Annotated in this window: 15 protein-coding genes; 9 read left to right on the top strand and 6 right to left on the bottom strand. The window is 52.1% G+C overall.

The window, feature by feature from the left end:
* Window positions 1–111 precede the first annotated feature (111 nt).
* Complete coding sequence (locus J7E85_RS21530; protein ID WP_215161368.1) at window positions 112–1146, bottom strand: glycoside hydrolase family 18 protein; 1035 nt, start codon at window positions 1144–1146, stop codon at window positions 112–114.
* On the opposite strand from J7E85_RS21530, the gene J7E85_RS21535 reads away from it, so the two are divergent.
* From J7E85_RS21535 to J7E85_RS21575, 9 genes are all read left to right on the top strand, one after another.
* Window positions 1145–1384, top strand: coding sequence for a hypothetical protein (locus tag J7E85_RS21535; RefSeq protein WP_215161370.1), 240 nt, complete (start codon window positions 1145–1147; stop codon window positions 1382–1384). The genes J7E85_RS21530 and J7E85_RS21535 overlap by 2 nt on opposite strands.
* Window positions 1385–1566: 182 nt before the next feature.
* Window positions 1567–2538: an ABC transporter permease gene (locus tag J7E85_RS21540; protein ID WP_076323853.1), complete on the top strand. Its 972-nt coding sequence runs from the start codon at window positions 1567–1569 to the stop codon at window positions 2536–2538.
* A 15-nt stretch (window positions 2539–2553) separates the two neighbouring features.
* Window positions 2554–3462: a carbohydrate ABC transporter permease gene (locus J7E85_RS21545; protein WP_098749345.1), complete on the top strand. Its 909-nt coding sequence runs from the start codon at window positions 2554–2556 to the stop codon at window positions 3460–3462.
* A gap of 43 nt (window positions 3463–3505) precedes the next feature.
* Complete coding sequence (locus J7E85_RS21550) at window positions 3506–5116, top strand: extracellular solute-binding protein (RefSeq protein ID WP_215161372.1); 1611 nt, start codon at window positions 3506–3508, stop codon at window positions 5114–5116.
* Between the two features lie 147 nt (window positions 5117–5263).
* Entirely contained in the window at window positions 5264–6649 is a 1386-nt protein-coding gene (locus J7E85_RS21555; protein WP_215161374.1) for an alpha-L-fucosidase, read from the top strand.
* A 361-nt stretch (window positions 6650–7010) separates the two neighbouring features.
* Window positions 7011–8297, top strand: a complete 1287-nt coding sequence (locus tag J7E85_RS21560; RefSeq protein ID WP_215161376.1) for an alpha-L-fucosidase — start codon at window positions 7011–7013, stop codon at window positions 8295–8297.
* A 63-nt stretch (window positions 8298–8360) separates the two neighbouring features.
* Window positions 8361–9383 carry a carbohydrate-binding family 9-like protein gene (locus J7E85_RS21565; RefSeq protein ID WP_215161378.1) on the top strand — a complete coding sequence of 341 codons (1023 nt, stop codon included), beginning with the start codon at window positions 8361–8363 and terminating at the stop codon, window positions 9381–9383.
* A gap of 8 nt (window positions 9384–9391) precedes the next feature.
* Window positions 9392–12010: a transglutaminase domain-containing protein gene (locus tag J7E85_RS21570; RefSeq protein ID WP_215161380.1), complete on the top strand. Its 2619-nt coding sequence runs from the start codon at window positions 9392–9394 to the stop codon at window positions 12008–12010.
* Between the two features lie 21 nt (window positions 12011–12031).
* The gene (locus J7E85_RS21575) at window positions 12032–13078 is read left to right on the top strand and encodes a glycoside hydrolase family 18 protein (protein WP_215161382.1); all 1047 of its coding nucleotides are present in this window, start codon (window positions 12032–12034) and stop codon (window positions 13076–13078) included.
* Window positions 13079–13224: 146 nt separating this feature from the next.
* Here J7E85_RS21575 and J7E85_RS21580 read toward each other — a convergent pair whose 3' ends face one another.
* From J7E85_RS21580 to J7E85_RS21600, 5 genes are all read right to left on the bottom strand, one after another.
* A complete protein-coding gene (locus tag J7E85_RS21580; protein WP_215161384.1) occupies window positions 13225–15525 on the bottom strand; it encodes a helix-turn-helix domain-containing protein in 2301 nt (766 codons plus the stop codon).
* A 1036-nt stretch (window positions 15526–16561) separates the two neighbouring features.
* Window positions 16562–17335, bottom strand: a complete 774-nt coding sequence (gene tatC / locus J7E85_RS21585) for a twin-arginine translocase subunit TatC (RefSeq protein WP_215161598.1) — start codon at window positions 17333–17335, stop codon at window positions 16562–16564.
* Window positions 17292–17513: a twin-arginine translocase TatA/TatE family subunit gene (gene tatA / locus J7E85_RS21590; RefSeq protein ID WP_015737862.1), complete on the bottom strand. Its 222-nt coding sequence runs from the start codon at window positions 17511–17513 to the stop codon at window positions 17292–17294. Before tatA ends, tatC begins: the two co-directional genes overlap by 44 nt.
* Window positions 17514–17537: 24 nt before the next feature.
* Window positions 17538–19163 carry a PhoX family protein gene (locus J7E85_RS21595; RefSeq protein ID WP_215161600.1) on the bottom strand — a complete coding sequence of 542 codons (1626 nt, stop codon included), beginning with the start codon at window positions 19161–19163 and terminating at the stop codon, window positions 17538–17540.
* Between the two features lie 176 nt (window positions 19164–19339).
* A complete protein-coding gene (locus tag J7E85_RS21600) occupies window positions 19340–20197 on the bottom strand; it encodes a lipoate--protein ligase family protein (RefSeq protein WP_215161386.1) in 858 nt (285 codons plus the stop codon).
* Window positions 20198–20298: the final 101 nt, after the last annotated feature.

Here is a 20298-nt window from a genome sequence, read left to right on the forward strand (position 1 = left end):
CAGTGAGAAAGGACTCCTTCACCTTGAGGAAAGAGTCCGGAACGAATAGCGAAATAAAGACACGCTGAAGGGGAGTGAGGCTGTTACGACTCAGGCAAGTTTCCGCTTCGTTTAGGAGTGGAATGCTTTGTACATCGCATCCAGCAGGCTGTGTGTCGCATCACAGCTGTATTCCCAGAACATAATACCAGCCAAGCCTTGATCTTGTATATATTTGCATTTATGAGTCAGGGATTCGGCATCATCGTAAGTGATGAAGCTGCTGCCATCGAATAAAAAGGGCGCTTTGGCTTCATCGTCCCAGTACCGCTTATATGAAGGATTGCTAAAATACTCGGCTGCGAGCTGGGTATAGGTCGGGCCGTAACCACCGGAGGATGGGGCGACCTGGAGGTAGCCGTTGTTCACATCCGGCACATCCTTCCACTTCCTGGAGTAGAATGCGGCGCCGATCACGATTTTTTCGCGCGGCACACCGGCTAGGGTGAACAGGCGGACGGAAGCATCGACGCTGATTCGGAACAGATCGCCGGTGGAGGTGTACAGGTTGGTGTGATGGCCCGTCATCGTCTGGAATCCGCCGCGCATGTCGTACGTCATTAGCTGAATGAAGTCGAGATAGGGGTGGATGTTATGGATCTCGGTGCCATCGATATAATATTGATCGGCTCCGGCCGCGATCGTGAGCAGATAGTGCTTCTTGCCCCGCCCGTACTGATCCAGTGTTTCCCGGAGCTCCTTCAGCAGCAGCGTGAAGTTCTCCTTGTCGATTGGCGATGCCGTCGTTCCGGCTATCGAGTAGCATGGATACTCCCAGTCCAGGTCAACACCGTCGAGTGGAAACTCTTGCAGCAGCTTGATCGCCGATTCGCACACGCTTTGTCTTCCTTCGGGCGTGGCTGCAGCTTCCGAGAATCCGTCGGAGCCCCAACCGCCAACGGACAGCAGAACGGTTAACTGGGGATTGACGGTTTTCAGGCGTTGGATCTCGTGGATGGTGTTCGTATCGGTATACGAAATCTTGTCTTCTTGGATATGGGCGAAAGCGATATTCAAGTGAGTGAGCCGCTTGGCATCTTCGGTCGTGATCGTGGATAAGACCTTGCGCCCTGCGTAGCCGGCTAAAATCCAGGAGGATGGCAACATGCGTAATACCTCATTTCTTTTAGAATATGTCAGTTTTGCCTTTACGGTTTATTTTTCCAACTTACGGTCAGATATGACATCTGTCAAGGATCATCCCATTGACCTGGATGACAATTTACCAGAAGGGAAGGGTCAAAAACCACATGTTTTCCTACCCGAAAACGACAATGACAAGAGTGGAAAGGACGTAAAAAGCCCGTCATACCAATGCATGAAGCCGTTTTCATTAGACCATTGAAAATGACATATTTACGGATAGTGCCGCGGTCCATACACTTGGTGTGTAAGCGTTAACATTTCTGGAGCTGGCGAAAAGCCGCACGCTAAGGAGTGGTCAGGAAGGCTCTTTCTTTTACATTAAACAGGGGTGCTTTTCCGAAAAAATGGCCGGATTTTCATTAGAAAAGGAGGGGGCAACCTATGCAGCAAGATGGTCAATCCGCCCTGTCGCAAAGCTTATCGGTTAACACGATGCCGAATCGTAAGAAAAATACATTATGGAGGAGGATGATTCGAAACTGGGAGTTGTATTTGTTTATAGCTCCGGCATTTCTGTATTTTGTCATTTTCCATTATGGCCCGATGTACGGGATCCAAATCGCCTTCAAAAACTTCATCCCGACGTTGGGAATAACGGGAAGCCCGTGGGTCGGATTCGACCACTTCGAACGCTTCTTTAACTCATATTACTTCTGGGATTTGCTCTGGAATACCTTGAGCATCAGCTTGTATGAGCTGGCTATCGGTTTTCCGTTGCCCATCATTCTGGCGCTGGCCTTCAATGAAGTGAAGGATTCGTTCTTTAAACGTACCGTACAGACCGTCACGTATGCACCGCATTTTATTTCGGTCGTTGTCATGTCCGGTATGATCATTACCTTCTTGTCGCCTTCGTCCGGCATGATTGTTAACTTTGTGGAAATGCTTGGCTTTCAGGCGCCTCAATTCCTGACGGACCCTGCATGGTTCAAGACGGTGTATGTGCTCTCCGGCGTCTGGCAGAGTGCAGGCTGGGGTACCATTATATATCTCGCAGCCTTATCGGGTGTCGATCCTCAGCTGCACGAAGCAGCTGTCGTGGATGGAGCAAGCCGTTTCAAACGGATTCTGCACATCAACATCCCGGCGATTATACCTACGATTACCATCCTGTTGATCCTGAACATGGGCAGCATTTTGGGCGTCGGATTCGAGAAAATCCTGCTGCTGCAGAACCCGCTGAATATGAGCTCTTCCGATGTCATCTCGACTTTTGTTTATCGTTCCGGTCTGGTTGACGCACAGTACAGCTTCTCTACCGCCGTCGGATTGTTCAATTCGGTCATTAATGCGATTCTGCTGATTGCGGTGAACCAAATCGCTCGTCGCACCAGCGAAAACAGCCTGTGGTAGAAGGGGGAATAACATATGTCATCCACGGTAAGGGAAAGCAAAGGGGATAAATTATTCCTGCTATGCAACTACATCTATCTGACGATTGCGCTTGTCATCGTACTGTACCCGCTGCTGTACATTGTCAGTGCCTCCATCAGTGATCCGAAGTACGTAAGCTCAGGTGAAATGTGGTTGATTCCGAAAGGGATAACTTTTGATGGATATGCCCGAGTGTTTGAGAACGCCAACATTTGGATTGGCTACAAGAACACGATTATTTATACAGTGATCGGTACGATCGTGAATCTGATTGTCACGCTGCCTGCAGCCTATGCGCTCAGCCGTTCTGATTTTGTGGGCAGAGGATTTTTTATGGCGGTGTTTCTGGTTACGATGTTTTTCGGCGGGGGACTGATTCCGAGTTACCTGCTCGTTAAGGATCTTGGCATGGTCAACAGCATGTGGGCCCTTATTCTGCCGGGAGCTGCGTCCATATGGAATATTATTGTGTCCCGGACGTTCTTCCAATCGACCATTCCGAAGGAGCTTCAGGAAGCTGCCCATATCGACGGCTGTACGAACTTCCGGTTATTCATCAAAATCGTACTGCCGCTCTCGATGCCGATTATTGCCGTCATGGCACTCTTCTACGGAGTCGGCCACTGGAACAGCTATTTCAGTGCCATGATTTATCTGAATGATGCCGCGAAGTACCCGCTGCAGCTCTTCCTTCGTCAAATCCTGGTCCTTCAGGAGATGGCGGCACAGGGCGGCGGGGCGATTGACGCCTCATCCGCAGCAGCGATGAATTCCAAAGCGGAAATTGCCGCACTGGTCAAATATGCGGTCATTATCGTTGCGACACTTCCGGTTATTGCGGTTTACCCGTTCCTTCAACGTTACTTTGTGCAGGGTGTTATGATTGGTTCCGTTAAGGGCTGATCTTATACCATAAATCCACACCAAAAAAAGGGGAGTTGTTGTCATGAAAAAGCTTCGCAAGGCATCATCTATTTTACTCTGCCTCACCCTCTCAGCAACAATGCTTGCAGCCTGTGGTTCACCCAAAGGAGACGGCGCTGCTACGGCACCGTCCGGGACGGCCAGTACGGAAGGGGTAAAAAAGGAAGGTTTCCCGATTGTGGATGAGCCGATCACGCTGACGGTCATGTCACAGGATGCCGGTGTAGCCGATTGGAATACGATGCCCGTACTACAAGAGATGGAGAAATTGTCAGGCATCAAGCTGGAATATCAGCTTTCTCCGATTGACAGCTTTGAAACGAAAAAGAATTTGGTGTTCGCCAGCGGTGATTTGCCCGATATGTTTTACGCGGCCGACCTGAAGCCGGCTGAGCAGGTGACCTATGGTACCCAAGGAATCCTCATTCCGTTGGAGAAGTACATTGACGAGGGCTATGCACCGAACATCAAAAAGATATTTGATGAGAACCCGGATGTTCGCAAGTCCTTTACGACACCGGACGGACATATCTATGCCTTGCCATTCGTCGACAAGGCCGCCGTATGGTACAGAGGCCCGATGTGGTATAACGGCAAGTTCTTAAAAGCGCTCAACGTGTCCGAACCTAAGACAACAGAGGAACTATATACATTCTTGAAACGCGTTAAAGAAGAAGATCCTAACGGAAATGGAAAGAAAGACGAGATTCCGTTGACTTCGGTCAAGCTGGATGACCTGCGTATGTACTTCTTCGGCTTCTGGGGCATGTACAACGAAGGCATCTATTCCGACAAGGACGGAAAAGTGCACTATCCTTACCAGGAAGAAGGCTACAAAGGCTACCTGACGTTCATGAACCGTCTGTGGAAGGAAGAACTGCTGGATCATGAAACCTTCTCACAAACAGGCGATCAGAAAAAAGCCAAGGGAGAAAACAATCAGCTGGCCCTGTTTAACGACTACCATGCATACTTCACGCTCGGCGGCGAGCCTGGCAGCGAAAATCCGCTCATGACGCCGGTGAAGAGCGAAATCGCCGATTCTCCAGTATACGGCATGCATCCAGGCATGTCGACAAGAGGCACATTCGCCATTTCGAGCAGCAACCCGGCTCCGGAAGCTACCATGCGCTGGATCGATTATCTGTACGGCTATGAAGGCGCTACACTGTTTAATCAAGGGCCTGAAGGCACGTTGTGGAAATTCAAGGATGAGGCAAACCGCGTGAAAGAATGGCTCCCGGTGCCAGGCGGCGGAGATCGTGAGGAGTATCGCGGCAAAATCACGCCGAACTACGGTGTTTTGACACCTGGCGTCAATGATCCGGAAGTTGCCAAAGGCCTTCGCACTGAATTTGATGAGTGGATCGATCAGCAGAATCAAGAGAAGCTGGTGCCGATCGGAAAGTCGCCATTCCCTAACGTCTATTTGACGAATGAAGAACAGAGCGAGGCAACTTCGCTGTTGTCCGATTTGGAAACGTATGTGAAACAGATGGAAGCGAAATTCGTAACAGGCCAAGAGCCGCTTGAAAATTGGGATAAATACGTTGCACAAGTTAAGAAAATGGGCAGCGACCGTCTCGTGGAGCTTTATCAAGGGGCATACGATCGCTGGAACGCCGAGCAATAATCAGATGCATAGATGAAAAACAAAGAGCCAACGTATCCCGGTCGATCCATGACCGGGGGTTGGCTATTGTTTTTAAGGGGCAGGCAAGCCTGTTCCAAGCGGTCTTCAAACCTATCGTTATCAACAAATGACTATTGGAGGTACACCATGTCGGAGAACAAGCTGGTAGAGGAAGAGCAAGCAGTAGTGGAGCAGGGCGTGCACAATTTCAGCAGTGAGGACAAATGGGTCAAGCCGGAGGATCCGCTGCTCTTGGAGCGCCTGGAATGGTTCAAGGACCAGAAGCTGGGCCTGATGATGCATTGGGGACCGTATTCCCAGTTGGGTCTTGTTGAATCATGGGCACTGAGCGATAAAGACGCGGATTGGTCACGTGACGGCATTGACTGGGATATCGATGCGGAGGAGCTTAAGCGGCAGTATTTTGATCTGAACAAGACCTTCAACCCGCTTCGCTTTCAGCCTGATCTGTGGGCTGACCTGGCAGCCGATAACGGCTTCAAATATTTAAACTTTACAACCAAGCATCATGACGGGTTCTGCATGTGGGACACGCATACGACCGACTACCGTGTCACGGGTCCGGACTGTCCGTTCCATACGCATAAACACGCCGATATCACGAAGGAGCTGTTCGAGGCATTTCGTGCCAAAGGGCTCGGCATCTCCGCTTATTTCTCGAAGGCTGACTGGCATACGCCATACTACTGGGCGCCGGGAATGGAGGCGGGAAGCTTTACGTCACGCGGTCCTAGCTATGACCCGAAGAAATACCCGTGGCTGTGGGAACAGTTTGTCCAGTTTACCCATGAGCAGATCATGGAGCTGATGACCCGTTACGGCCGCATTGATGTGCTGTGGCTGGATGCCGGCTGGGTGAACGATTACCGGGACCAGAATATCCGACTGGGTGAAGTGGTAGAGAAGGCGCGTGAGATTCAGCCTTGGCTCCTCTCGGCGGACCGCACGGTCGGCGGGCCTTATGAGAATCTGATTACGCCGGAGCAGACCCTCCCTGAGCGTGCCCTGCATGTGCCTTGGGAGAGCTGTATCACGATGGGAACTTCCTTCTCTTTCCGCTACGAGGATCGTTATAAAACGGTACGTCAGCTCATTCACCTGCTTGTCGAGATCGTGGCCAAAGGCGGAAATCTGGCGCTCAATGTGGGTCCGCAGCCGGACGGTAGGCTGCCCGAGACGGCTATTTTACGAATGAAGGGCATGGGGGCATGGCTGAAAGTCTATGGAGAGGCGATCTATGGCACGCGTATCTGCGAGCCGTATTCCTCCGGGGCCGTCCAGTTTACCCAAAAAGACGATACGACCTATGCCATCTATCTGTATCGAAATGAGCAAGAAGCCGTTCCTGAGGAGCTGCACATTCCGATTCAGACGGCGTTCAGCCGTATTGATCTCGTCGGGGGTCAGGAGGCGCTCGATTATCGCCGCACGGAGGATGGCGTTGCGGTCCGTCTTCCGGATCAGGAACGTCAGGGATCGGCACCGATTGCGCATGTATTGCGGTTTCGTTAAGAGACGGGATGTATAAAGTGCGTGTTCAAAAGGGTCGGTTTTCAGCACCGAGAAGATTGGATGAAGCTAGGGACTGAGGAGTGGAGCGTACGTTTTGGGTACGTGAGCACCGGAAGGCCCGGCTGAATTCAAGATTCGATGCCGAGTGGCTTCCTGATTCACTTCGTGTTAGATATAGAATTTATGAGTTATCAGTGGAACTGATGAAATTCTATATCGCAAGAAAACCTACCTATACATCGCGGTCGCTCATCCTTGAAGTGGCCTCGATAGAGGTTTTCTTATCAAAAGCGGACTTTTTGAACAACATCATAAACGTATTTTTCACTTACAAGGACTTCAAAAAGAGGTGTGGACAGATATGCAGAAATGGTTCGAAGAAGCCAAGCTGGGCATCTTCATTCACTATGGCATTTATGCCGTGGACGGAGTCTCGGAATCCTGGTCCTTCTACAATGGGAGGATCACTTACGACGAGTACATGAAGCAGCTGGACGGTTTTACGGCATCGAAATTCAATGCGGAGAAATGGGCGGATTTGATCGAGAAATCCGGTGCCCGGTATGCCGTGCTGACAACAAAGCACCATGATGGTGTTGCGCTGTGGGATACGCAGTACAGCGATCTCAACGTGGTCAAGCGGACTCCGGCCAATCGAGACATCGTGCGGGAGTATGCAGAAGCGATCAGGGAGAAGGGGATTCACCTGGGCATGTACTTCTCTCTGATTGATTGGTCGCATCCGGATTATCCGAGCGTGTTCGAAGGAGGGAAGGTGCCGGAGGATCTCAGCAGCGTCAACCCGCACACCAGTCCCGTGGACGGTGTTCAGGATCAGGAGAAATGGCAGGAATTTTTGGAGTTTAATAACAACCAGCTGCGGGAGATCCTGACGAATTACGGGAAAGTGGATCTGCTGTGGTTCGATGGCGATTGGGAGCGAAGTGCCGAGCAGTGGAATCTGCCGGAGTTCAAGCATTACCTGCAATCCTTCAATCCGGATATCATCATCAACTCACGGCTGCAGGGCCACGGTGATTATAAAACGCCGGAGCAGGGCATTCCGATTACAAGACCGGAGGGACCTTGGGAATTCTGCACAACGATCAACAGCTCGTGGGGCTACGTGCCGACCGATCATAAATATAAATCCTTGAACCAGATCATTCGGATGTTCTGCGACTGCATCTCGATGGGCGGCAATATGCTGCTGGATATCGGTCCGCGCGAAGACGGCACCATCGATCAAAGGCAGGAGGACATCCTGCTTGGGCTGGGTGCGTGGATCCGTGCCCATGAGGAAGCTGTATTCGGAACGGGTGAGGGCATTATGACCCGCTATTATCTGGGGGGGAGCACGGTTTCCGAGGACAGAAAGACACTGTACCTGTTTGTCTATGACGCTCCGAAAGAGAATGTGTGCATTAAGGGGCTGTGCAACCCGATCAAGAAAATTACCGTGCTGCATTCGGGCAAGGAGCTTACCCACGAGATTCATGGGGGCGTGCCTTGGTTCAACATCCCGGGGACGACGTGGATCAAGATGACTCCTGAAGACGTGCATGAGCAGGTGACGGTTCTTAAGCTGGAGTTTGACGAGGAGTTGGAGATGTACGGCGGCTCGGGAGCTGTTGTCACGCATAACTAACCATCACGGGGAGGGACGCGCTAGATAAGTGCTTAGCCTCCCTCATGAAGCGGAGAGAATGACATGAACAGAAGTGGAGTGCCGGAGCCGAGGATTGAGTATGCTCCTAAGCATTATTTATGCAAGCGTGCGGGGCAGCCGCTCGTGCTGGATGGCCGCGTGGATAAGGCATTCTGGGATGCGGCGGAGTGGACCGACGATTTCGTTGATATCGAAGGGGATCTTCGTCCGAAGCCGGGGAAACGGACCCGGGTCAAAATGCTGTGGGACGACGATTATTTTTATTTTGCCGCCGAGCTGATCGAGGATCAGATATGGGCGACGTTGACGGAACGCGATTCGGTTATTTTCTATGATAATGACTTTGAAATATTCATTGATCCGGACGGAGACAGCCATCAATATTATGAATTCGAAATTAATGCCTTGAACACAGTGTGGGACTTGCTGCTCGTGAAACCGTACCGGGATGGCGGACCTCCGGTTAACGGCTGGGATATCAGCGGTCTTAAGACGGCGGTATTTATCGATGGGGAGCTGAACCGTCCTGGCGCCGACAACCGGAAATGGAGCGTGGAGGTGGCGATTCCTTGGACCAGTCTCAAGGAATGTGCCGAAGGTGGCCGCCGCCCTGCGCCGGGTGAGTTCTGGCGCGTCAACTTCTCGCGCGTGGAATGGCAGACCGAGGTACAAGACGGCGAGTACCGTAAGGTGCTGAATCCGGAGACAGGCAAGCCTTATCCGGAGGACAATTGGGTATGGTCGCCTATGGGCATCATCAATATGCATTACCCGGAGCTGTGGGGTTACGTTGTGTTCGCGGGTGGCGAGGAGCAACAGCCGTTTACGCTTCCGGAAGACGAACGGATCAAATGGGAGCTGCGCAGACTCTATTACCGGCAGCGTAATTACTATGAAGCCCATGGTGAATTTACGCAGGACACGAAGCAGCTCATGGGCGAGGATGCATGGAGCATCCAGCCTGTGATTGAAACGACTCGCAGCCTGTTCCAGATTAGCGCGCCTTCATCGGACGGCACGGCTCTAATCTGCATTCGGGAAGACGGAAAGCTATGGAGGGAGTGAACGCTAGGATGACCAGCCAAACCGCGGTGTTCTCGCTGGATTCGCAGACACGGGAGCGGATCGAGCAAAAGTTTCAGGAGAAGATCATCTTTGCGGAAGCGCGCAAAGATAAGCTGTTTCATGTTTTTGAGCAGGAACTGACCGATGAAGAGATTTGGGCCCTGAAATATTTGTTTGCTTACATGCCGGTGAACGACATGGCCGACTATGATGGAGAATTGTTCTTGAATCATGTGCGCCAAGCCCTGGACATCCGTAAGCGCGTGCCTTGGGGCGAGCGCGTGCCGGATCATCTGTTCCTGCATTTTGTGCTTCCTTACCGGGTTAATACGGAGAATATTGAGGATTACCGCGGTATTCTCTACAACGAATTGGCCGAACGGACGGCGAAGTTATCGATGGCGGATGCCATTCTGGAAACCAATTATTGGTGCCATGAGAAGGCGACCTACATCGGCAGCGATCTGCGAACCATTTCGCCGCTGACGATGATACGGAACGCACGCGGACGCTGTGGCGAGGAGTCCACGCTGGCGGTGGCCGCGCTTCGTAGCATCGGCATCCCCGCGCGTCAGGTCTATACGCCGCGCTGGGCTCATTGCGACAGCAACCATGCCTGGGTGGAAGCATGGGCGGACGGCCAGTGGTATTACATCGGGGCATGCGAACCGGAAGCCCGCTTGAATCAAGGCTGGTTCAGTCCGCCGGCACGCAGGGCGATGCTGATCAATACGCGAATTTTTGCCGATTACCCCGGTCCGGAGGATATTACCCTATGCGAAAAGGGGTTTACGGAGATTAATTTGCTGGAGAACTATGCACCGGCTCGCACCCTTTACGTGAGCGTGAAGGATAAGCAGGGAGAGGCTGTATCCGGCGCAAGCATTCGATTTGAGCTGTATAATATGGCTGAATTTTATCCGATTGCCGAAATCAAGACCGATGAGCAAGGGAGGGCTTCCTTTAAGACCGGTTATGGCGACCTCTTGGTTCGTGCGGTCAGCGGCGGCAAGTGGAGTGAAGTCCTGTTCAAGGCCCAGGACGGCGGACATATCGAACTTGTGCTTGATTCATCCGAACAGCCGTCAGGGATCGTGGATTTCGATATGGTTCCTCCACCGGAAGGAGAAGGGGACGCCGCGACGGCGTTATCCGAGGAGAAGACCCAGGCTCATAACCACCGTCTGGAGGAAGGGACGAAGGTCCGGACCGAATATGAGGGTACATTCCTGATCGAAGAGGAGGCGTTCACACTAGCCCAGTCATCAGGACTGCCTCCGGAGCGGGTGTGGGACGTCCTTCGAAAAGCCAGAGGCAACAGCAAGGAAATCGCCGCGTTCCTGGAGGAGCGTTCCGGCGAATATGGCGAGTGGCCGCTGAGGCTGCTGGAGGCGCTGAACGAAAAGGATTTGATTGATACCTTCCGGCCTACGCTGGATGATCATCTGATGGGTGCCCTCTCGCAGCGTGGACAGTGGGATGAGGATACCTTCGTGAAGTACATCCTGTGTCCGCGGGTTTCTTATGAAATGCTGGTCCCGTATCGCCGTGTATTCGTTGATGCCATTACGGCGGCGGAGACTGCGGCATTCAGGAAGGATCCTTCTACGCTTGCCGGGCATTTGGAGCAGGGCTATGCCTATGCTGAGGACCTTCCCAACCTGAAGGGTAAGGGAAATCCGGCAGGCACGTACAGTCTCATGAAGGGAGACGAGCAGTCGCTGGACATTCTGTTTGTGGCTGTATGCCGTAGTCTGGGGATTCCCGCCCGACTGCATCCGAGCGAGCAGAAGCCGCAGTACTTACGTGATGGAAGCTGGGAAGATGCAGCCTTCCGTCTGGACTCCCCCCGGAATCAGGAGAGCTCAAGCTGGGGGATGCTGCAGCTCCTCAGGGATCCGAAAGGCTCGCAGGATACGCCGGCCGCATCCTATGCCGAGAACTTTACCTTCGCCCGCCTGGAAGACGGCGTGTACAAAACGCTGGTGTATCCTTATGGCAGCACCGATGTTTATGACGAGCCGTATGAGGTTGAACCGGGTTCGTACCGTCTAACGTCGGGCATCCGGCTGAAGGACGGAACAGTAAGAGTGCGCTTCACGTACTTTACCGTTCGTGCCGGAGACACCACGCGCGTGGCGCTGACCTATCGTGAGACGGCGGTCGACATTCCGGTGCTGGGCAAACTGGCGCCGGGCAGTACGCTTACCCGATTAGACGGAACGGGAGCGGATCTTAAGGATCTTCTGGGAACCGAGGGCGCTATCGCTGCCTGGATCGAACCGGAGCGGGAGCCGACCAAGCATCTGCTCCGCGAGCTCAGCGAGCTGGCCGAGCCGCTGGATAAGCTGGACTTACCGATTGTGCTGGTGATCGGGGATGCGGAATGGACAGCTTCCTTTGATCCGGTAAGCTATCCGAAGCTGCCGGCCCGCACTATTTTTGTACGGGATTCCAGTTATGCTTCCTTATCGGGTTTCATCTCGAATCCTGCAGCCCATGAAGCTGGTTATCCTCATCTGTTCGTCCTGGATCGTCAGGATCAAATCCGTTATGCGGCTTCTGGATACAAGATCGGCACCGGGAAGGAAGCCCTGCAGATTGCAAACGCGATATTACAACCCTAGAAGGGATCGGAGTGAAGAGTAATGACGAAGTATATTGTAGCGGGTTACGCCGTCGATTCGGTTCTTCCTGACATGACGCATGAGGATCTGCTGAAATTAACGCATCTGAACGTAGCCTTCGGTCATGTCAAGAACGATGAGATTACCACCGAGCATTTGAAGAATGGTGAGGTGGTCCGGAACATCAAGCGGGATCACCCGACTCTTACGGTACTTCTGTCTGTTGGCGGCTGGAGCGCTGGTGGTTTTTCCGAAGCCGCTTCAACCGAGGGCGGAAGGGACCGCATGGCCGCATCCGCCATACGGGTGCTGGAGGAATATCCTTTTGACGGTATCGATCTGGACTGGGAGTATCCATGTTACGGTGAAGCCGACATAGGGTCGAGTCCGGATGATAAACGGAATTTCACCCTGCTGCTGAAGACGATCCGGGAGACGCTGGATGCTAAGGGCTCCCGGGATGGCCGGCATTACCTGCTCACGATTGCGGCAGGGGCTGACCAATACTATGTAGACGGCACTGAGATGGCCGAGGTACAGCAGTACCTGGATTTTGTCCAGTTGATGACCTATGATATGCGAGGCGGGTTTCAGGTCCTGACCGGACATCATACGAATCTGTACACGTCAACCGGAGATCTGTTCCGAATCAGCACGGATGCTTCCGTGAACCTGTTCGTTCGCGCCGGCGTCCCGAAGGAGAAGATAGTCATCGGTGCCGCATTTTACTCCCGAGTATGGAACGAGGTGCCGGACCGAAACCACGGCCTTCACCAAATGGCCGGCAGCACAGGCGGCTATGGTCCGGCCTTTGCCGAGCTGGCTGCGGAGTACATCAACAAGAACGGCTACATTCGTTATTGGGACGAGGAAGCCTGCGCGCCGTACCTCTTTAACGGCTCCAGCCTGATTTCTTATGACGATGAGGAATCGATTCAGTGCAAATGCGATTATGTGAAGGAGCAAGGCTTGGCCGGAATCATGTTCTGGGAATATGGTTGCGACCCGACCCATCGCCTGCTGGACGCTATGCATCAAGAACTTCAAAGCATCCCGGCCGGGAAATAGGAACAGCTGGCAGTCGCGGTGGATCTAATAACTCGGATGAGTTTAAAACATACGAAAACCTCCCCTGAATGGTACCGTTCAGGGGAGGTTTCTATGTGCGGCAAAACCGCTACCGACTTACTCTTCTTCGCCATCATCCGAATTTGTTATCCGCTGTACTCTTCGCCATCCTCATCCGGCGAATCAGCTGCGCCGTTGCTGCTGTGCATTTTGCGGTATTGACCGGGCGTGTACCCCGTCTCTTTTTTGAATTTGCGAATGAAGTTCGGCGTGTCCAAGTAACCTACCTGGGTGATGATATCTTTTAATGGATCGGTTGTGTGCAGCAGCAGTCGGATCACCTCATCCATTCGTTTCTGCCAGATATATTGGGTAAAGTTCATCCCGATCTTCTCCTTGAAGGAGCGGCTGAAATATGATGAAGAGATGGAGAATTTAGACGAGATCGTGCCCAGGCTGAGGTCATAATCCGTGAAATTGGCATCGATAAAGGCAACGATTTCGTCCATCAGGGAGCTCTCTTCGGTCTCGCTCTTCGCCTCGACATGGGCGCAGATTTCCGCGGCAAGGCCTGCCAGCTTCTTCTCCAAATCCTCCAGCGAGTCATAAGAAGTGACCCTTGGAAGCTGATTGACTACATGATGGATGCCAAGTTCAGACGCGGTCTTCAGCATCGTATTCAGAATATCGAAGCAGATACAGCGCAGCAGCGGTACGGATGGCATTTCCGTCTTCAGGTTATTCAATGCGGTGGATACCATCTGAACCGCTACATCATAACTGCCCTGTTTCAAGCTTTGAACCAGCTTCAGCAGCACATCCTTAGGGACCCAGAAGGATGAATCCTGTGCGCCGGAACCGGAAAGAGCGTTAAAGAAGGTGCTGCTGCCCTGTCCGTGCAGCATGGAAGCCTCCAAAGCGGTTGATGCTTCAATGAAGGATTGATTTAGCTGCTCCGGGTAGCTGTAGCGGTTGCCTACCCCGATCGCAGGAGAGACACCCGTGTGCTCTCCCGCCATCGATTGCAGGGCCAGGGCGATTGGCTCCATGCGTGCGTTAAGGCTCGCTTCATGCCCGGTTTCGGCATCGAATCCGACAATGAGGGCCAGCTGATCGGGCTGTGGCAGCTCCACTCCATAGGCATAGGCGGAAAACGCCGGCAGCTCCACATCGTTCATTAACTGCATGACGGGCCGCCGCTCCGGATTGTCGCCAATGGGCAGGGCGTGCGACTCCCAGCCCATGGTCACGACAAAATAATGGGATTGACTGAAGCGGATGCCCAGCTTCTCGGTGAACTCGGGAGGGAATTCACCAGTATGGCCATGCTTCAGCAGCATGAGCAGAATATGATTTCGCGCATAAGGCTCTTGAAGATCGACGCGCTGGCTGTAGTCGTGCAGCGTTTTCTTGATCCATTCCAGCTCGTTGCTGGATGTGGATGTTTCCGGGTCATTCTTCAAGCGGATGAACTCCATCAAGTCTGAAATCGGATGGTATTGCCTGCGAGCCAGCATAATGGCAAGAATGGTGCCCATCACTACGACGAAGGAGAATACCAGAATCACGAAGGTACGAATATGAACGATACGGCTGAAAAATTGGTTGCTTGGCATCGCGGTGACATAAGTCCAGCCCGCATCGGATTTGACGGATACAACCGAATGCGGCTCTTGGTTCAAGGAAAGGCTGTGGGTTCCAGGCTCAAGCGCGAACAGTGCGTGAACTTCCTGCTCGGTAATGGTTTCGCCTTGGTGATTGGCTGCCAACACTTGCCCGTAATTATCGAATATATATGTCATTCCATGATAGTCGCTGAGGATGGATTCGATCAATCCGGTCAGATTGGACTCATGGATCAGGTACATGACGGTGCCGTGGGCGGGCGTATTGTTAGGTGCGATCGGCACAAGGTATGCCAGCATGGAATTTTGGGTTTTGGTCCCCTGAACCACTTGCTCCGCCGGGCGCATGGTCGGAATCGGGACAGAGTTTAAATCACGGACCATCTCCGTTTCATTCCAGCTGTTGAATTTGTAGCGGTCGGTGAAGACATTCAGATTCTCAAAGCCCTGTGACGAATAAATGCTGTTATCTCCGCGGAAGAACAGGAACAGTTCATCAATAATGGAGCTGGTGGCTTTGTATTTGACCAAGGCCCCGATGGATTCCCGGCTGTAGTAAGGATGGTGAGTCCAATAACGGGTTAGCTGCTCATCGTAGGCGATGCGAAAGGCGATGTCCTGCAATTCTTTCATGCGCTCATCGATGACAGTTTTGGCCTGGGTCAATTGATTGACATTGGTCTGCTCGATCTCGGAACGGAGCGTATTCACGGCATTGTGATAAATAATGATGGTTAATATAACAAGAGGTATCAGAAAAATGGAGATGTAGGACAGTGTGTATTTAAGCAGAAGCTTGGACTTGAAGTGATTCCATTTCATATCTGCAACCTCCGTTTTTTACGATTTTAGATTATTAAGTTTTTAGCCGAAACTAATTCATTCTACACACGCGAGACGGTTCTTCTAATAGCAATTTGTGTTTTCACGTTACACCATTTGATAGCGCTATCATAAATGCTGCCGAGGCAGTAGCATTCATGACGAGCCAATAGATACCCTATTAAAAATACTAGGAGAACTTGACTAATAAATCAATGGATCATTTCGAATATATAATGGAATCACGTCAAAAGTCTCAGATGAGGGGGGGATATAACGAAACAATCGGTTCGAAAAAAGCGGGGGATACGTGCTGAAGCGAAGATATCGGTAAAGGGGAGGATTGCAAAAAAAAAGAACCCGTAGGTCAGACAACCTGCATGATGAGGCTGTCCAGTTCACGGGTTCTATAAAGTTCCGTCTAATTTCGGGGGAAACGGGCATGTACTAAGGGTGAACGAAATTTCGTTCTAATTTCTTATAAGGATCCCTTCGTACTCGTATTTGCACGATTATTCGTACAAATTCCTGAGTCGAAAGCTCTTATCCATTCAGTTTGTGCGATTTCTCGTACAAATCTCGTATAACAGCTGGCATTAGCCATCATGTTGTGCGATTTTTCGCACAAATTCCTGAGTCGATAGCTCTTATCCATTCATTTTGTGTGATTTCTCGTACAAATCTCGTATAACAGCTGGCATTAGCCTTCCTGTTGTGCGATTTTTCACACAAGTTCCTCAGTCGACAGCTCTTATCCATTCAGTTTGTGCGATTTTTCGTGCAATTTACGTTAGGCTGCCCTTTGGTCTGCTCTCATTCGTATGACTGAGAACGGGATCTACTGATCAAGTTATTCCTGCTGATAAACCTTAGAGTTTTTGGGTTGCTCCTCATTGGTTCCGTATTAGCTCCTAGTTGGCTCCTAGTTGGCTCCTAATTAGCTCCAAATTGGTTCCTGTCGACAGCCAACCAAGCATACACCGGACCACGCAACGTGCTTACAGGGAGCAGTGCACACATTGAAATTGGTTCCTTACTAGGTTGCGCTGCCCTCCGCTTGAGAGAGCTGCAGCTGCTTGCGATAGATGAATCTGGAGATCGTTACGCTGATTTCGTACAGCAGGAACAGCGGGACGATCACAATCAAATCGGACATGATATCCGGCGGTGTGATGGTAACAGCCACGATGCAAAGCAGAAAGTAGGCTGATTTGCGCATCTTGGCCAGCCGATGCGGATTCACGATGCCGAGCTTCGTCAGAAAAACAACGATGGCGGGCATTTCGAACAGGAATCCGAAAGGAACGGTCATATGGATCATGAACGTGAAGTATTTTTGCGCGGTATACATCGTTTGGAATGCGCCTTCGGCCATACGCTGCATGAACTGCAGCACCATCGGGAAAAGCACGAAGTATCCGAAGCAAATGCCGGCAATGAATAACACGCTGATCACGGGAATGAGCAGCACGGCCGAGCGGTGAGTCCCATCCGGCAGCGCCGGCTGCACGAACCGCCATATTTGATAGGCGGCAATGGGAAGCGTGACGGTGACGGCCACAACGCCCGCAATGATCATATATACCCACATTACTTCGGAGGGACCGAGCAGAACGAGCTGCTTGTCCATGCCTCGTACCAGCCAGTGGTAGATCTTCTCGACGTAGATGAAGGCAGCCACCATTGCGACGAGAAACGCAATCAGGGTGCGGATCAGGCGCTTCCGCATTTCTTCCAGATGCTCGATCGCGCTCTGGTCGTTCGGATTAGCTGTGCTGCTTATCGACCGCTGCAGCAGTTTGCGGAGCATCGTCTTTTTTTCCATTCTCGTCGTCTCCGTTCATCAAGCCACGGGTTGCGCCCTTGAATTCGCTTAAGGTCCGCCCGAAAGCGCGACCGAGCTCAGGAAGCTTGGATGGACCGAATATGATGAGTGCGATAATCAAAATAAGAATTAAACCACCGATTCCGATATTGCCAAACGGCATGATCCTCGCTCCTTTCGATTGGTATTACTCCAGTTTGAAGCCGCTAATGGCCACGACGGCGCAGCGCGCCATGTTTTCACCAGAGCGGTGAGGCCATGTGCTGGTTGGTTTGCTGAGGTCCTCCGTATTCTCGCCCGGGTGTTGAACGGATAGGAAGAGCGTCTGCTCATCGGGTGTGAAGAAAGGACCTGTAAGTTCGGATTCCACCGGACCGGAGGCGAATTGCAGTGCGACCCCTTGATCCGGCCCGCTTGTTGGAATCACAAACAGTCCGTTGTTCATAAAGGGTTTGTGAACGCCTTTGTTCTGGCTGCTGCTGGAGATATCCGTCACGACCCACAGATCGCCGTTCGAGTCGAAAGCCAGGTTGTCTGGCGAGCTGAATCCGGATTGGCGTCCGCCGGCAGCGAAGATTTCAAAGTCAAACTCCATGGCTGCCAGATCGTTGCCCGCTTCAAAAATACGCGTGATATGACCATGAATGTTGCCGTGATTGTCGTTGTTCGTATGGCAGATAAACACGGTGTTATCGAACGGCGAGATTTCGATATCCTCCGGACGGTCCGTTGGTGTTCCGCCGACAAGACGCGCAGCTTCCTGGCAGTAAGTGACCACATCGCCTTGGGACTTGAATTTGGCTTGGGCCTCTTTATCCTCTGCGGCGGCCTTGGTTACGGCCTCCAGGGTGACCGGCTGCCATTTGCCCGACTTCAGGTTGGCCACGTACAGGGTTCCATCTTCCAGAAGCGCGGAGTTAGCGCGGCCTTTGCTTTTATCATATTTGTTTTTGCTAATGAATTTATAGACACAGGCATCCTTCTTGTCGTCGCCCATATAGACAACGATCCGGCCGTCTGCGGCAAGGCCCATCGCGGTATTCTCATGATTAAATCTGCCGAGGGCGGTGTGCTTCTTCAGGAAGGATTTATCGAACGGATCGACCTCAACGACCCAGCCGTAATGCGTATCCGGCAGGTTAGAGACTGCCGCGGTGTCCTCGAAGTTCTCCTCGCAAGATAAGACTGTGTTCCAAAGCGTCACCCCGCCGGAGCAGTTGGCAAACGTGCCGGTAGCTGTCGTTGCGCCTTTCAGGGCAGGGATGCCTTTGGCCGGACCGGTGATATCGAATTTGCTGAAGCCGTTGATGCGGCGGGCATGGGTGGAGGTGGTGTCCATTTTCCATACACCTTTCTCGTCACGGTATACTTCGATAACGGACATGCCTTGGTAATACAGGTTTTTATGGATTTGATCCGCCGTCATCTTCCCATCCTTCACAGGACCGATGGAGAAGATGGTGGAGTATTCATGATTGTTGACCAGAAGGCCGCGGACATTGGAGCCCTTAAGCGGGAAAAATGCGTTGTAATCACAACCGGAGCCGAATTTTTCGCCAGCCGGATTGATCACGTCATCAAAAGCTGCAATGACATCATATTTAAAGTTTTTAGGCAGGACGAGTTGGTCTGCTTTGGTTGGTTCAATTGGTTCGAAGTAACCGCTGACCCGATTCGTTTTGAATCCGAACAGATGATTTGCGGTTCCGGACATGGCGGAAGCCTTCCCTTCCAATACACCTAACCCTGCGGAAGCGGCTGCCAATGCGGTTGCACCAGTACCCAGATAAGACAGAAAAGTTTTGCGATCCATCGTTTTACTCAAGCTTATCCACCCCTAATGTATAAATTGCCATCAGGACAAGTTTATAGGGGAAGTGTTAAGGGAATATCATCGGTGAATGGTGGAATTGTAAAAATAAAGTAATATTGGAGGGGGCGTCTAGCGGCGCCCCTGTACATGGCTGGACTTGCGGAGGATATGCATAATCATATGGAGTTGCCCTTGTAGCGCTGACGCATCTGTTCGGCCATGACACGAATCTCCTCAGTGCCTGGCATCGTAAACCTGGAAGCGGCTTCTGTCAGATTCTTGCCTGACTGCCAGCTGCGGATGACCTCTTTTACAGCAACGATAAACGGGTGCACGGCGTTCTGATCGGTACCGATGTTCGTAAGCTCTTCAAGACTGGAGGTGCTGTTAGACTCTACTAGAGGATATTGCCTGGGGTCTGCACCCACAGCGGCAATATCATAGAAGGAACGAACCAGCCGGGCGCGCTCGCTGCCTGAACCTTCGGCGATGATAAAAGCCTGGATAATGAAGGCTTTACGTTGCCGCCGCTGGGCAATGCCGCAAAATTTAAGGCCGCCTATGCTTAAATCGAACGTTCCGGGACAGAAGGCGCCAGCAATTTCGCCGGTATCTACGTTCTGTCCGGTGCCGCGGAGGGCCTCTCGGATCAACTCCACCATGGTTTCAAAGTCCTGATGAAAGTCAGGCACCGGTCCTGCAGAGGAAAACGGGAGGATGAGGGACAGGTTCACCACACCGGCGTCCAAGGGAACCGCAGCACCGCCCGAATGGCGGACGGCGGTGTCATAGCCGAGGGAGCGAAGCATGGCTTCCCCTTGCGGCGCATGGGGGAGACGGCTGTCGCGCACGCCCATGACAAAAGCGCGCGGATGCCGCCACAGATGGCAGACGGCCGGCCCGCCATCTCCGGTCAGCCTGCATAGGAGCTCGTCCAGCGCAAAATGGTACAGCACGTCCTGATGCGATAAATCATGTGTCCGGTCGAGCAGCAGAACGGGTTGATCTTCAGGTAGTGACAGCGGAATATTCACGCTTTCTTGCGCCTCCTCTTATATGTGGATCGTGCATAGACCATGGAAGGATTTTGTCTTCCGAGGGGGAGCTCGATCGTTATTTTCTTTGAACAGCATAC

This window comes from Paenibacillus sp. ISL-20 (genome assembly GCF_018613005.1).
Lineage (GTDB): Bacteria > Bacillota > Bacilli > Paenibacillales > Paenibacillaceae > Paenibacillus_AQ.